Genomic DNA, 14374 nt, shown 5'->3' with positions numbered 1-14374 from the left:
TGAGCTTCTTCAGCGTTGCCGCTCCAGAGTGAGGACGGCTTTGGCGATTGACGTCATGCGGTTGTGGCTGCAGCGGGATCTACGGAAGATTCGCCAGGACTTCAGGCGCGCGACGCCGCGTTCGACCGGTGCCCGGGCCGTCGCCAGGGCCCGGTCGACGGTCTTCTCGGTGAGGGTGAGTTCTTGAAGGGGCCTGCGTTTGATGCCGGTGGTCACCCAGGGGCCGCCGCCCTGGTAAGCGAGATCGGCCAGGATGGGGACGCCCTGGCGCTCGCAGATGCGGAGGATCCGGTGGGTACGGGCCGCGGTCAGGTCGTGAGCCCGTCCCGGCAGCGCGGGCGACAGCCACAGCAGCCGGCCGTCCGGATCGGTGACCACCTGTACGTTCACCCCATGCCTGCGGTGCTTGTGGGAGTAGTCGGCCCGTCCGTCGCCGACCCGGTCGCACTCGGCGAGCGTGCCGTCCAGCAGGACGAAGTCCGCGTCGGCCTCGCGCAGGACTTTCAGCAGGCCCGGCGCACGTTCGGCCAGCAGGTCGATGATCCGGCTGGTGTAGGCGTGGGCGGTGGCCTCGCTGATCCCGAATCCGGCAGCGATCTTCGCCAGGGTGGTGTGTTCACGCAGGTACACCAGTGCCACCATCGCGCGTTGAGACGGACGGAGCTTGCAGCGCCGGTCGCCCTCACGGGTGACGACAGGCATGGTCACCCACTCCACGAGCGCATGCGGCAGGTCGAGTGCGGCAGGATAGATGACCAACGAGGCCCCCGAGCAGCGTTGTTGAGACGTCAGACATCTCGATCAACAGCTCGGGGGCCTCGCTTGTTGCGCTTCGCAGCCTGTCACCTGATCAGGGACCAACTCGAAGAAGCTCAGTGGGCGGCCCGCCGTTCCTCAAGGAAGCGACCAGCCCCATGTACCTGGTGACGTACGGCACTCGGCTCGGCGCCTCGTCGTCGCGCCCGAAAGCCCCAGCGACCTCGATGACGATACGGCCGCATTTACCGAGAGCGCTGGCTTCACCTGGCGACCCGACGTCGAAGCATTCACGCGCATCGGAGAGCAGCACCATGAGAAGCCCCCCTGGGTGACCTGGCGCCTCGGCTAATAGTCCCGTCCGCATCACGCACTCACCATGCCGCAACCAAGGAACGGCAGAAAAAATAATTTGCAGCTTTCACTAACCTCACTCCCGTAACCGGATCAATAACATGCCGAGCTGCATTGCAAGGAGTCTTTACATCAAGCCAGCCAACCACTATCGTGTCACATTCCGCACGAAGTCGGCCGACTCGGCTACTCGCTTAGACCTCAGCTTTTCGTGATCACGACGGAGGGGTAATGGCAAAACTTGCCTGGCGATCTGATGTGGACGGCTTCGCATTTAATAACAGTTGGGAGTTCGATGCCACCGAGAGGGCCATTCTATCCGCGCTAAGCCCGACTGTGGTACCACCTGCCGTCGCAGCGGTGTCATTGGTAATTCCGGAACCAATCACTCTAGCGGTCCTCACTGCCATCATGACCGCAGCAGCGCAGACCGAAATGACACTTGGTCCACTGCCGACAATCGGCCTTTGTGGAGGGATGGCCTACACGAGTCTGGATTACTGGACGGTTCGCGCCGCGCTTCCACGCGGTGCACATGACACGGATCTCCCTGCTCGGACAGCTGGGGCCGCAGCCACGCTTCGCAACCTGATTTGGCAAAGGCTAATGGACAGCCTCATATCCGGAGGAGTTCTGCAACGCACACTCGAATGGTCACTGATACTCAACCAACTACCGGCTAGACTCGGCGGAGGTCCTGCTGCGCTTCTACAAAAAACAAAAGATGAGTGGATAATTCTGAAGGCACACATCGATGCCGGTAGGCCGTGGCCGGTTGGATTGGTTTATTCCGGACGATCCGTGTGGGATCAGCATCAAGTGCTCATCTACGGATACGAGGACCTCGGTGACGGCACTGGGCTACTATTCGTCTACGACGGGAACCAGCCACATCAATGCGGAGAGACCTATGACAGCGACATTAAATTAGACTTCACTGGTACTTCCCTTGTGGCCAAGAGTCCCTCTGATGGCCCTGGGACAATCATGGGGTTCTTCTGCAGTGGATATTCTTTTGCGGCACCCCCCTCTGGTCTTGCTCCCCATTACGGACAGTTCCTGCGCTGGAACGACGATCCCCGAACATTTATGGTGGCAGGCGGATCTCGGCTTCCAGTCGCCGACAACCCAGAACTGATGGAACTGGGGGCTTCTCCGGAGGACGTGCGAACAGCAGGATCAAAATTGGCGTCTCTGGTGCGCCCACGCGACGGTGTGCTGCTGCGAGAGCGAAATTCTGCTCCGGTGTATCTCTACGTGGGCGGAGCGCCATTCCATGTTCCTGATCCGACGTGGCTGGAGCGATTTGGCGGCTGGGATGCTGTGCGTGTTGTGCCGGACGGCACGCTGGCCACGCTGACCGGCCCTCCAGATAACGGCACGGTTCTACGAGAATGGTCCAGTCCGCAGATATTTGTGATCCAGGGAGGCAAGCGGCGAAGGATCCGCACCAACGATGCACTGGTCCCATGGGGAGGAAGGACGGTCGTGCGCGTCATTCCTGATGGCGCTATTGCCGCTATACCCGAGGCGCCGCCACTGCCGCTTCAACCTGCAGCTCAAGGTGACGATATGCAGCCGGGGGAGACTCTCGACGCAGGCCAGAGTATCTCCTCACCCGACGGCGCCTTCACGTTCGCGTACCAGGCCGACGGGAACTTGGTGCTCTACCGCAACCGAGACGGTGCCCCCCTGTGGGCCTCAAACACACCCGGCAGTTCCGTCGGCGTCTGCATTATGCAAAATGACGGAAATCTCGTGATCTATGATGCCGGCGCTCAACCGATCTGGGCGACCATGACCCAAGACCCTGGAAGCCGTCTCGTGGTCCAAGAGGACGGCAACGTCGTCATCTACAGGCCGGACAATTCTCCTGCCTGGGCAACCAACACCGCGTGAGGGCGGTGACGATTCTTCGCTTAGACTCTGAAAAACACCGTCTCAGGCATCCCGGGACCAGGCCAAACAACAGGACCCTATAGAAAAGTCCCACCGTTGCCGGTCAGGAGCACTCACCGCAGACGTCTCGACCAGCAGCACGCCCCCGGGACACGTGGGTACGACTCGATACGCTTCGTCACCTGGAGAGTGCTTCAGGTGGACTGTCAATCAATCAGGGAACGAAATACGCTCTCCCGTTGAGTACCAAAATACCTTCTGGCCTTCCCTCACACGAGCGAGGTGGTCCAGGCAGAGGTCGTGTGCACCTAGAATCCGTCCGCACTTTTCGCCTGACTTGAGTCTGGCTTGGCAGCACTCGGTGTCACTAGCATCGGGGATAACAGATTTCGGGGTGAGACCAGGCGGAGGCGGGAGAGCTCGGCGCACCGCTTCTCGTTCACCGATTGAGAGAAATGGAAGGAGCGTCCGGTCAAACTGCGTGTCGCCTCCCTCACGACTCGTCAACACGGCCCGCCGAGGGGGAGAGTTATCGGATGGGCGCAGTGTGGGAGAATCGAGCACCCTGGGTGGAAGCGCTGGTAGGGTGATTACCTCGTCAACGCTCGGTATCTCTCGTACCTTCTCCAGGTGCTCGTAATCGGGTTTCACGCCCCTTACCTGTATAGCCTGCTTGTCGCCCGATGAAATCAGAGCGTAAGCAGAACCATATCCGAGCAGCAGCGGACGATGCGTGTGACTCGTTTGGGTCGCGAGGAACAGGGCCCGGATCTCATAGTGCCCAGGCGGCAGCTCTGGCCGCAGTTTCACTCCCAACCGCACCCTACCCAGATAGGGCGGCAACTCTTCCTCTCTCTGGTCCCTGAGGAAGCCCACTAGCGCCCAGGTGGCACTAGTAGCGTGCGGGGGGACTAGTGAAAGCTCGAACGGTACACACTTCTGCTTGCCCCCGTCATCGAAGGCCAGAGCTCGGGCAGCTGCGTTGTCCTGTGACCGCTCCATCCATATGTCGGCCCCCTTGATGAGCAGATTGAGTGCTGGCCCTACAAGTGCCCAGGATGACATCAAACCTCCCCCTGCCTTCTACAAGCATGGTGGCATGTCTGGGGTGTTCCAGCCATGGGCTGTCCGCCCGCAAGCGGCAGGGTTGAATGCTTCGCCAGACACCCCAACGGCTGCCAGCAGGCCGCCACAGGAACGGGGGAGACCGACCTGCCCGGGCGGACCGCACGCCCTTACACCAGTGGGTGCAGAACTGTTCCGCTTGACGGCGCGCTCCGGCACTCGACCTGCCGCATGCGCTCGTGGAGTGGGTGACCATGCCTGTCGTCACCCGTGAGGGCGACCGGCGCTGCAAGCTCCGTCCGTCTCAACGCGCGATGGTGGCACTGGTGTACCTGCGTGAACACACCACCCTGGCGAAGATCGCTGCCGGATTCGGGATCAGCGAGGCCACCGCCCACGCCTACACCAGCCGGATCATCGACCTGCTGGCCGAACGTGCGCCGGGCCTGCTGAAAGTCCTGCGCGAGGCCGACGCGGACTTCGTCCTGCTGGACGGCACGCTCGCCGAGTGCGACCGGGTCGGCGACGGACGGGCCGACTACTCCCACAAGCACCGCAGGCATGGGGTGAACGTACAGGTGGTCACCGATCCGGACGGCCGGCTGCTGTGGCTGTCGCCCGCGCTGCCGGGACGGGCTCACGACCTGACCGCGGCCCGTACCCACCGGATCCTCCGCATCTGCGAGCGCCAGGGCGTCCCCATCCTGGCCGATCTCGCTTACCAGGGCGGCGGCCCCTGGGTGACCACCGGCATCAAACGCAGGCCCCTTCAAGAACTCACCCTCACCGAGAAGACCGTCGACCGGGCCCTGGCGACGGCCCGGGCACCGGTCGAACGCGGCGTCGCGCGCCTGAAGTCCTGGCGAATCTTCCGTAGATCCCGCTGCAGCCACAACCGCATGACGTCAATCGCCAAAGCCGTCCTCACTCTGGAGCGGCAACGCTGAAGAAGCTCAGTGAGTCCGGGGCGGCGCTGGCCCCGGTCGACGAGGGAACGGAGACACCGGTGACGGTGACGGACGAGACCACGGGCGGGCAGCTCGCCGCGAGTCTGCTGCTGGGCGTGGGCAACGAGGAGATGCGGGCGGCGACCCGGCTACTGGGAGAGCATCGGGACGGCTACTGGCTGCGCCGCTTCCTGGACGAGGAGCAGACGCTCACGGCTGCGACCGACCAGAAGGTGATCGACCGCAGCGGCACCCACCCGTCGGTCGACTGGACCGCGGCCGGGCTGCTGCTGGTGGACTCCCCATCGACGCTCCCGGCCTCCGAGAGTAAGCTGGCCGTGCTGAAGTTCGCCGTGTCCCTCGCCGGCCGGGGGTCGGTCACACTCCAGAGCGTCGTGCGGGCGCTGGACGAGCACGAGTTCCGGCTGGCCCTGCGGGCGCTGCAGGAGGCCGCGTACGGCGAGGCCGGCTGACGGGCTCGGGGGCGGCAGGTTTCCCGGGAACCCGGCCCGCTGAGGGCTGTACTCACTACCCTGCCGAGATGGTCTTACTGCCTCCCGAACTGCGCTCCTACGACGGTCACCCGCTCGCCGAACTGGCGGCGCGGGTCATGACCGACCTCGCCAAGGTCGGCGTCGTGGTCCACGTCATCGACGCCTCGGACGACGACTCCCACGTGAACGGCGGGGTCACGCTCAATATCGAGGGGCCGGTGTCCGACGGGGTCTCGCTCGCCTGGCACGTGCCAGGCGAGGCCGAGCTGGCGACGAGCGGGAGCGGGAAGAGGTCTTCAGCGCCGCGGCGTCCCTGACGTCGGCCGTGATCAGCATCCTGACCAACTTCGGGCACCGGGTGCGCACGGAGTTCAACGACCCCGGCTACCCGTACCCGTACATCTATGTGCTCCCTGCGGATCCGAGCAGCTGAAGGTCCGTTGCCCCTGTTAGGGGCAACAGGACCATCCCGTTCCGGCAGATACGGTGCCGGGCGGAGGAGTCAGCCGATGAAGGCCGCGTACGAGCCGACGGTGAGACCCGAGAACGTCAGTAGCTGGCGGGGCTTGAGGCAGGTGAACGCGACGTGCATCCCGGCGCCGGCGGCGATGGCGTACGGAGTGGTCTGCGGGATCAGCAGCGCGACGGGCAGGACGAACTCGGCGGCGATGACGGTGACGGAGACGGTCCGCCACAGGCGGATGTCGCGGACGGTGAGGCCGCCGGTGCGGCGGTGGACGACGCCGGGGACGGCGTGCTGGTGGCGGTAGGGCAGACGGTCTTTCAGCTGGGTGTAGGCGTGCATCCACTGGGCGAGGAAGAGACCGCTGCGGAACTGGCGGGACCGGCACTTCTGCACGGCGCTGTTCCAGTAGAGATCCGTCGTGACGCACACCATGAGGACCTGCGCCCACGTGTTGGCGGCGCTGGGATGGTGCTCCATGTGGAGGCCGTGCCCGAGGTCCCCAGCGGTCATCAGGCAGGCGCCGAGCAGGACGGAGAACCGTACGGCGCTCGGACTCTTGAGGTAGAGCAGCTCCATGACGGCCCCGGCCACCACCAGCAGGAGGGACAGCCGGGGTACGAGGCCGGCGGCCAGGGCGACGGCGGCGGCGGTCCGCAGGATCAGAGCGGGCCGGTAGGCGGCGGCGAGCAGACGGCCTCGCCGGGGACCGAATCGCTGCTCCGCCACGCGGAGGTCGAGCGACCCGGGCACGAACCGCCTCCAGCCGCCCTGGCCGAAGGACAGGGTGAACCGCGCGGTGTGCACGGTGCCGTAGACGATGCGGACCAGCTGGAGGTGTCCGGGGTCGGTGGAACTGCGGAAACCGGACGCGACGGCGTCAAAGAACCACACGGCTGGCCACCACCTTGATTGGCTGCTCGCCCTTGACGGACAGGCACCGGCCGCGCCCGTCGATCCGGTCGTACCGGCCGGTGCTGATCAGGTGGTCGACGATCGTCTGCAGCTGGGGCGGCGGCAGGAGGAACATGCCGGGTGAGAGGTACATGTACGGGTTGACCGGCTCGGTGCGGGCGTCTTTGGTGCCGGTGAGTTCGGTGATGATCACGAAGGTGGCGCGGGAGAAGAGGGGATAGCGCATCCACCGGCCGGGCCTGCGGGTGAAGCCGGTGGTCATCCATGCCGCCAGGGCTGCGGTGGCGGCGAACTGGGCAGCGGTCAGCAAGGCTGCGGGCATGACGGGGTGCCTCCGGTGGGGAGGAGAAGGTGCTGGCGGGAGCCCGCTATTCGGGCTGGGGGGGCCGCTGCATGAGCGCGGTGACGGCCTCGTTGAGGGTGACCTTGCCGTTCAGCACGGCGGTGACCACGGCCGTGATCGGCATCACGCCGTGGGCGCGGGCGAGGTCGAGGACGGCCTCGGCGCTCTTGACGCCCTCGGTGGTCTGCCGGGTCACGGCGGCGGCCTCCTCGACGCTCAGGCCGTGGCCGAGGTGGGTGCCGAAGGTGCGGTTGCGGGAGAACGGGGAGGAGCAGGTGGCCACCAGGTCGCCCATGCCGGACAGGCCGGAGAGGGTGACCGGGTCAGCGCCCATCGCGGTGGCCAGGGCCGCGTCGTTCAGGTGATGTGTCCTGGTTGATCACATGATGCCGAGGGTGATCAGTGGACGGTTGGCGTCGCGGGTGTGGTGGCGGAGTCCAGCGGCGATGTTCGTCTGGTTGCCGAGTCGGAGAGCGCCGATGGCCAGGTTACGCAGGGATGCCATGGCACGTGGAGCGGTGCCGGTGCGTACGCGGTGTCCCTGACGTGGTGGATCTTGTTCTCGATGCCCCAGTGGCCGCGGACGCGGCGGGCGATCTCGGTTGCGTCGGCCTGCTCCGCGGTCAGGTCGGTCACCCCGTAGATGCGTTCCAGGGTGACCTTGCCGGTGGTGACGATCCGTCGGCGGCGCACGATCTGGACGGCCTGCACCGCGTGTGGGAACGCGATCCCGGCGACGGCGGCGGCCTTGATCCGGCGGATCTCGTCGCGGCCGTGCGCGGTGGCCCGCGTCTTGTCCAGGAGTGGCACTTCCCGCCATGGCAGGGCCTTCAGCCGCTGGTGCAGGGTGGGCTGATTGCCCTTGATCAGCGCGATGTAGTGGGCGTGCTTGTCCTCGATGAGGAAGCGCGCGTGGGCGGTCTGCGAGTGGAGGGCGTCGAAGGTGACCACCGTGCCGTGCAGGTTGAGCGGGGCAAGCAGGGGCTGGAAGACGGTGATCTCGTTGGTCGTGGCGTCCACCTCGCGCTGGGCGGTGACCAGACCGGCCCCCGTCATCGCGGCGAGCAGATGGACCTGGGTGCCGTCGGTGCGGCGGGCACCGCGCACGGTCTTGCCGTCCACGGCGAGGGAGGGCAGGGGCCGCCGGTCGCTGTCGTTCTCCTCCTGGCCGGCGGCGCGTTCGCGCCCGGCGAGCCAACTTCCGACGGCTGTATCCAGCGCGTCGCCGTCGATGCGTTGGAGGACACGACGCACGGTGGCCTCGGCCGGGGCGACGGGGCCGCGGTCCGGCTCCCGGCATGGGCCACCGAGCCGGGCCAGGACGTTGGGCGGGGCGTCGGCGGCCCACTCCGCGATCGCGGCCAGGGACTTCGCTCCGGCCAGGACCGCGCACGCGGCCAGGGAGAGGACGAAGGCGAGCGAGTGGCGTCGGCCCTGGTCCCGGCGGGGATCGGGCACCTGAGCCAGGCAGGTCAGCAGGCCGGGGAGGTCATCGGGGACGGTCGGCGCGGTGTCGGCGAGTTGGCCCAGAGGGCGCGGGATGAGCGAGGATGATCAGGCAGGCACGGTCTTCCGTCGTGGTGATCAGGGACTCGACACCTCATGATCACCGGAAGTCGTGCCTGCCTCCGCGTCAGCCCCCGCAGTCCTGCCCCAGCTCCTGAAGCCCAATCAACCCGGATGCACCGCCGGAACGACGCCGCCCTGCCCGCGTACCCCGTCGGTCACCGTCATCGTGGCGCCGACGGGGTACGCCCGTCACCCGCGAGCGGAGTGCGACTTCAGCGGATGCGGTGCTTCCGCCAGAAGGGGCCGAGGTCCCTGTGCGTCATCGACTGTGCGGCCTTCTTGAAGCCGGCGGTGGTGGAGACGCCGTACCAGTGGTCGTGGGCGTACTTCTTGATGAGGCGCGCCATGGTGCCGGCCCCGAGGACGTGCTCCAGGTCGGCCAGGACGCAAGGGCCGATCCCGTACACGACCTGGAAGTACTCGTCACGGTGTGTAGACCAGTAGGCCATCGAGTTGGTGAGCGCGGCGGTGGCGCTCGGCCAGGAGTCGTCCGGCGAGCACTCGAACCCGTCCCAGCGGTAGTAGCGCGCGTTGGCGTACTGAGCGAAACTCTCGTCCAGCCAGGGTGAGTTGTACTCGTCGTTGCCCACGACGCCGTACCACCACTGGTGGGCGATCTCATGGACGGTGGCGCCGCCTTCCTCCTCGGTGCCGAGGATGACCAGGCCGGGGTACTCCATGCCGCCGGCGAACCCGGGGGTCATCACGAGGTCGATCTCGCCGTACGGATAGCGGCCGAACTCCCTGCCGAACCGGTCGATGGCGGCAACGCCGTCCTTGCGGTTGAGGCGGACACCGGCGGCGGGCGTGTTCGGCGACCAGTACGACTTCACGCGCACGCCGTCGGGCGAGGTCTGGGTCGCGGTGCGGAACGGGCCCGCCGCCCATGCGAAGTCCCGCACCCGCTTGGCGACGCTGTGGGTGACCGTACGCCCGGTACCGCCGGGGCGGGTCCATGTGCTGCCGGTCGCCGGGACCTTGAGGGCGGACGGGTGGTCAAGGCGCACCCGGAAGTCGCTCGCCAGGGTGTAGAAGCTCTCGCCGTACGACACATACGGATCGAGGTGCCATCCCCTCGCGTCGTGCACGGCGAGGACCGGCAGCGCGTTGCCCAGGAAGCGGAACGCGCCTTCGCGGCCGAAGCGGTTGTTGCGTGCGGGCACGGTGAGGGCCAAGTCGAAGGAGACGGCCGTCCGCTCGCCGCGTGCGAGCGGCCTCGGCAGAGCGATGCGCAGCGCCGTGCACTTCACGCCGGGGCGGCCCGGAGTGCCGCCGCGCACGTGGGAGACGCGGACGGGGGACGGTCTTCCGGATGTCCCGCAGCCGTCCTCGCCATTGCCCCACAGGCGTATGTACACCTCACGCAGGGGCCGGCTGGAGGCGTTGCGGAAGGACACCGTCTGCCGGCCCGCCCAGTGGGAGCCGTCGGCGTCGGCGCGCAGCTTCACGTCGTAGCTGGGGCGGTCGGGCGTCGCGGGTTCGGCCGCTCTCACCGCGGCGCCGGGCGCCGGGCCGGACGGCGTGCCGGCCTCGGCCACGGTGGAGCCTGCTGTCGCGAGCAGCGCGAGCAGGACGACCAGCAGACGGCGACCGGTTCTTGAGGGGCTCGTGGGCGACGAAGGCATGGCTGACGACATGACAGATGACATGCCAGCGGATCTTGTCACAGGGTTCCCCACGGCCGACACAGGCCCGCGCGAAGAGGGGAGGTCGGCTCCGCTTGGGCGGCGAAAATGCCAGGGTAGGCAGGGGATGTTCGCTGTACGTTGGCGCACAGTAAGGATCCCGGTTCAACCCATCCGCAGTTCATCCCCTTCCATGAGGCCTGGTCAGGGACACCACGTACGCCGAGGACGCCTCCCGCGTACGCACCGGCACCGCTCCACGTGCCATGGCATCCCTGCGCAACCTGGCCATCGGCGCTCTCCGACTCGGCAACCAGACAAACATCGCCGCTGGACTCCGCCACCACACCCGCGACGCCAACCGTCCACTGATCACCCTCGGCATCATGTGATCAACCAGGACACATCACCTGAACGACGCGGCCCTGTCGCGGTGGCCAGCCGGATGCTCTCCGCGAGTCCCCTCGTCATGATCACCGCTGTGGCGTTGTCGCCCAGGCCGAGGCCGGTGGCGATGCCGACCGCGAGCGCGATGACGTTCTTCAGCGCGCCGCCCATCTCGCAGAGTCGTCAGGCACAAACTGGAGCAAGTCCTCAAACTGTCCTGGGACGATCCGGTGCTGGTTGAGGACACGGGGCTGGAGATCGACTCTTGGAGTTCGCTGCCCGGTGCGCTCGTTAAATGGTTTGTTGACGGCATGGGGGCCCGAGAAATTGCACGTCTGACCGATCTCCAAGGGGGAGGCAGCGGAGCTGCTGCAGTGAGTTCGGTCGGCATTGCGTACAAGGGGGAGGTCCAGGTATGGACCGACCGCATAAAGGGGAAGATCGTTCCGCCACGCGGAGAATTGGGCGGCTGGACCCCTATATTCGAGGTCGAAGGGTCGGGGAAGACACTGGCCGAGATGACCTTCCAGGAAAGAATGTCCGTGACCATGCGTAGACGGCCGCTAGAGAAGGCCAACGCCTGGCTCGGCGAGAGGCTCATTGCCTCGGACAGGTAGCCGCCGGAACCTCTTAGCACCTGTGAAAAAAGTGATGGACGTCGACGCTAGAAGGATGGAGAAGTGCAGTGACCTCGGAGCGTCTCCCCCTCGTGATAGACACCGACCCCGGCATAGATGACGCTTTCGCAATCACCCTGGCCGCCCTCAGTCCCCACGTGGACCTCCGTGCCATCACCACGGTGTTCGGGAACGCGTCCGTGGAACAGACGACGCGCAACGCCTTGAAAGTGCTGGCCATGTGCGGCCGCGACGACGTACGAGTGGCCAGAGGCGCCGAATGCCCCCTCGTGTACCCGCACCCCCACCGCGCCGAATACGCCCACGGCAAGGACGGCCTGGGAGGGGCATCGGATTCACTTCCCGCCTCTCAAAGGACCGAGCAGGCCCGGCCCGCCGTCGAAGTGCTGGCCGGCGTCCTGAAGGCCGCACAGACGCCCGTGACGATCGCAGCGATCGGGCCCATGACCAACATCGCGCTGCTCCTGGCCGTGTACCCCGAGCTCCGTCCTCGGATCGGCCGCCTCGTGGTGATGGGCGGGGCGGCTGCAGGCGGCAATGTCAGCGCGACTGCGGAGTTCAACGTCTGGAGCGATCCCGAGGCGGCCCGGCGCGTCCTTGTCGAATCGGACGTGCCAACGACCCTGGTACCCATCGACCTGACGCACCGTGCCTGGGTGGATGACCAGTGGCTCAAGACCCTCGCATCTTCGGGTCCCACCGGGGCCTCCTTGGTCTCCGTCTCCACCCCGTACCGCACCCATTACCAACGGGAACTGGGTGTGGACGGCCTCGTCTTGCATGACGCGGTCGCCGTTGCCGAGGCGATCTGGCCCGGCACGCTGAAGTGCCGACGACTGACGGTCGATGTCGTGTGCGACTCCGCAGCGGCACGCGGTGCAACTGTCATCGACACCCGCTCGGGTTCCGAGGACGCACGGACCGGACGCGAGATCGATGTGGCGCTCGACGCCGACATCGACGCGCTGCGTGACTTGCTCCTCGACAAGCTGAGCAGCGGCCTTTCCTGATCCCGGCCGCTGCCGACCCTATCGTTCCATTCGCTTCGGTCGAGGCGTCTGTACAGCCCTCAGCCACCTCCGCTACGTTGATGATCAGAATCGGGCTCGTCGACGCGTTGGTGGCTGGGTGGCGCGTCTCCTCGACGTGCCCGATGGAGACATCAGTGTCCTATCGCTCCCTGCTGCGTGTGGCAGGCGCGGGTTTCTTCCCCCTGGGATTCCTCGCCCGTCTGCCGTACGCGACCTCAGCTCTTTCCACCCTCATCCTGCTCCAGGCTTCGACCCACAGCTACGCCTTCGCCGGACTCGCCAGCGCGGCCCAGAGCATCGCCATCGCTGTCGGCGGCCCGCTGGTCGGGGCCCTGGCCGACCGGTACGGCCACCGGTCCGTCGGCGTAGCCGCGGCGATCGCCAACTTCGGTACCTGGGCCGCCCTGCTGGCCGCGAGCCACGGTAACCGCGAGAGTATGTTCGCTGCAGCCACTCTCGTGGGTCTGACCCAGCCACAGGTCGGCCCCCTCGTCCGTGTGCACTGGTCACGTCTGGTGCAGTCCCGCAACAAGCACCACCTGTTGTCCGCGGCTCTGTCCTACGAGGCGTCCGCCGATGAACTCAGCTTTGTTGCCGGCCCCGCGTTCGTTGGATTGCTCGCGTCGGTCAGCCCCCTCGCGCCCGCCGTTGCCACGATGGCTCTGATCGCAACGAGCACCCTCCCCTTCGCCCTGATCTACGCCCATCGCACCGCGCACCGACGGCCTTCGGCTCAGCATGAGAAGCCGCACCTGCCGCGCCGTCCTCTGGCCGTCATGTTCCTGGCGATGGTCGCGATGGGAGCGATCTTCGGCGCGGTCCAGACGGCCGTCACCGTGTACGCCAATACGATCGACAAGCCCGGCGCCTCCGGCCTCGTGTACGCCGAGTTCGGGATCGGCAGTGCCTTGGCCGGCGCCGCCTGTGCCTGGCTCCCGCCACGGTTTACCTTGCGCGCCCGCTATGTCTCTTTCGCCGCCACCCTCTTCGTCGGCATGCTGGTCCTCTTCCTCGGCGCCCAACTGGTGTCCGTGCCCGCCGCGGTCGCAGTCGCGAGTTTCACCGTCGCGCCCTACATGATCAGCCTGTACGCGCTGACCGAACGGCTCGCGCCCACTGAACGGGCCGCGGTCGCCATGACCATCCTCTGCGCCGGCGGCCCCCTCGGAACAGCCGCAGGACAAGCCGTCTCCGGCAACCTTGCAGAGAGTCACGGCGTCGAAGGCGCCCTCCTCGTCGTCCTCATCGTCGCAACGGCAGCACTGCTACTCGCCCTCTCGGCATTCCTGGCCGACCGGAAACGTAACATCTGGATCATCGACGCCGAGCCCGTGAAGAACCTGGTGGCCCAAGAACTGTCCGGGCAGCCGCAGAACGCCAATTGAGCCCACCCGACCACGCCGCCCCCGTGGGCTTTGCACCTCCACGGGGGTAACTGGCCTGACGCCCGGCTCGACAGGCCAGCTATCCGCTGAGCCCGGATTTCGAACCGCCTCGGATTCGGAGGAGAGCTCGGCCTGTCACGAGTCGACTTCAGTCCCGAAGAACCGGTCACCATCGTGTGAAGGGTTCCGGGATTGGTGGAGGCTCTTGTGCGTCGACTCCAGCTGCCGGTTGGGGCTGGAGCTGAGCGTAGTAGTTGGTCTCGTGCTCGTGGGGCGGGATGTCTCCGATCGCGGTGTGGAGGCGCTGGTTGTTGAACCAGTCGACCCATTCCGCGGTGGCGAGTTCGACGTCGGCAAGGCCGCGCCAGGGCTTGCGGGGCTTGATCAACTCCGTCTTGTGGAGGCCGATCTGGGATTCCATGAGCGCGTTATCGAGGGCGTCGCCGACGGTGCCGATCGAGGCGTCGATGCCGGCGTCGAAGAGGTGCGCGGTGAACGCGGAA

At 66.5% G+C, this 14374-nt stretch carries 13 protein-coding genes and 2 pseudogenes; 7 read left to right on the top strand and 8 right to left on the bottom strand.

The features are described 5' to 3' along the window. Window positions 1–9 precede the first annotated feature (9 nt). Window positions 10–759 carry a transposase family protein gene (locus SSP29_RS51200; protein WP_089107898.1) on the bottom strand — a complete coding sequence of 250 codons (750 nt, stop codon included), beginning with the start codon at window positions 757–759 and terminating at the stop codon, window positions 10–12. A 582-nt stretch (window positions 760–1341) separates the two neighbouring features. Between SSP29_RS51200 and SSP29_RS51195 the strand changes: the two genes are divergently transcribed. The 4 genes from SSP29_RS51195 to SSP29_RS51180 all read left to right on the top strand — a co-directional run bounded on the left by SSP29_RS51195 (window position 1342) and on the right by SSP29_RS51180 (window position 5832). Further along, a complete protein-coding gene (locus SSP29_RS51195) occupies window positions 1342–3009 on the top strand; it encodes a hypothetical protein (protein WP_089107897.1) in 1668 nt (555 codons plus the stop codon). 1319 nt (window positions 3010–4328) lie between these two features. Further along, window positions 4329–5021, top strand: a complete 693-nt coding sequence (locus tag SSP29_RS51190; RefSeq protein ID WP_089107896.1) for a transposase family protein — start codon at window positions 4329–4331, stop codon at window positions 5019–5021. Window positions 5022–5080: 59 nt separating this feature from the next. After that, on the top strand, window positions 5081–5494 hold the full coding sequence (locus tag SSP29_RS51185; RefSeq protein WP_089107895.1) for a hypothetical protein: 414 nt from the start codon (window positions 5081–5083) through the stop codon (window positions 5492–5494). 68 nt (window positions 5495–5562) lie between these two features. After that, window positions 5563–5832, top strand: coding sequence for a hypothetical protein (locus tag SSP29_RS51180; RefSeq protein ID WP_089107894.1), 270 nt, complete (start codon window positions 5563–5565; stop codon window positions 5830–5832). A 185-nt stretch (window positions 5833–6017) separates the two neighbouring features. Here SSP29_RS51180 and SSP29_RS51175 read toward each other — a convergent pair whose 3' ends face one another. The 6 genes and pseudogenes from SSP29_RS51175 to SSP29_RS51145 all read right to left on the bottom strand — a co-directional run. Continuing rightward, window positions 6018–6872 (bottom strand): hypothetical protein, encoded by an 855-nt coding sequence (locus SSP29_RS51175; RefSeq protein ID WP_089107893.1) that lies wholly within the window; start codon window positions 6870–6872, stop codon window positions 6018–6020. Continuing rightward, entirely contained in the window at window positions 6859–7215 is a 357-nt protein-coding gene (locus SSP29_RS51170; protein ID WP_089107892.1) for a hypothetical protein, read from the bottom strand. Before SSP29_RS51170 ends, SSP29_RS51175 begins: the two co-directional genes overlap by 14 nt. Before the next feature lie 46 nt (window positions 7216–7261). Continuing rightward, window positions 7262–7582, bottom strand: a pseudogene (locus SSP29_RS51165) (NAD(P)H-dependent glycerol-3-phosphate dehydrogenase); the annotation flags it as partial. A gap of 53 nt (window positions 7583–7635) precedes the next feature. Then, the gene (locus SSP29_RS51160) at window positions 7636–8694 is read right to left on the bottom strand and encodes an ISAs1 family transposase (protein ID WP_245883612.1); all 1059 of its coding nucleotides are present in this window, start codon (window positions 8692–8694) and stop codon (window positions 7636–7638) included. Between the two features lie 323 nt (window positions 8695–9017). After that, complete coding sequence (locus tag SSP29_RS51155) at window positions 9018–10430, bottom strand: M1 family metallopeptidase (RefSeq protein WP_245883611.1); 1413 nt, start codon at window positions 10428–10430, stop codon at window positions 9018–9020. Between the two features lie 423 nt (window positions 10431–10853). Further along, window positions 10854–10994, bottom strand: a pseudogene (locus tag SSP29_RS51145) (NAD(P)H-dependent glycerol-3-phosphate dehydrogenase); the annotation flags it as partial. Window positions 10995–11047: 53 nt separating this feature from the next. Between SSP29_RS51145 and SSP29_RS51140 the strand changes: the two are divergent. From SSP29_RS51140 to SSP29_RS51130, 3 genes are all read left to right on the top strand, one after another. Then, a complete protein-coding gene (locus SSP29_RS51140) occupies window positions 11048–11434 on the top strand; it encodes a non-canonical purine NTP pyrophosphatase (RefSeq protein WP_245883610.1) in 387 nt (128 codons plus the stop codon). Window positions 11435–11502: 68 nt separating this feature from the next. Beyond that, complete coding sequence (locus SSP29_RS51135) at window positions 11503–12465, top strand: nucleoside hydrolase (protein WP_089107889.1); 963 nt, start codon at window positions 11503–11505, stop codon at window positions 12463–12465. 155 nt (window positions 12466–12620) lie between these two features. Next, window positions 12621–13871: an MFS transporter gene (locus tag SSP29_RS51130; protein WP_089107888.1), complete on the top strand. Its 1251-nt coding sequence runs from the start codon at window positions 12621–12623 to the stop codon at window positions 13869–13871. A 166-nt stretch (window positions 13872–14037) separates the two neighbouring features. Here SSP29_RS51130 and SSP29_RS51125 read toward each other — a convergent pair. Then, a partial coding sequence (locus SSP29_RS51125) for an integrase core domain-containing protein (protein ID WP_145969091.1) occupies window positions 14038–14374 on the bottom strand: 337 nt, incomplete at its 5' end.

Source organism: Streptomyces hyaluromycini, from assembly GCF_002217755.1.
Taxonomy (GTDB): domain Bacteria; phylum Actinomycetota; class Actinomycetes; order Streptomycetales; family Streptomycetaceae; genus Streptomyces; species Streptomyces hyaluromycini.
This window is presented reverse-complemented; position numbering and strand designations above follow the sequence as displayed.

Bases quoted from the DNA above. Each gene is read 5' to 3' on its own strand.
- SSP29_RS51195 (WP_089107897.1), top strand. From the start codon at position 1,342: ATGGCAAAACTTGCCTGGCGATCTGATGTGGACGGCTTCGCATTTAAT.
- SSP29_RS51190 (WP_089107896.1), top strand. From the start codon at position 4,329: ATGCCTGTCGTCACCCGTGAGGGCGACCGGCGCTGCAAGCTCCGTCCG.
- SSP29_RS51180 (WP_089107894.1), top strand. From the start codon at position 5,563: ATGGTCTTACTGCCTCCCGAACTGCGCTCCTACGACGGTCACCCGCTC.
- SSP29_RS51170 (WP_089107892.1), bottom strand. From the start codon at position 7,215: ATGCCCGCAGCCTTGCTGACCGCTGCCCAGTTCGCCGCCACCGCAGCC.
- SSP29_RS51155 (WP_245883611.1), bottom strand. From the start codon at position 10,430: ATGCCTTCGTCGCCCACGAGCCCCTCAAGAACCGGTCGCCGTCTGCTG.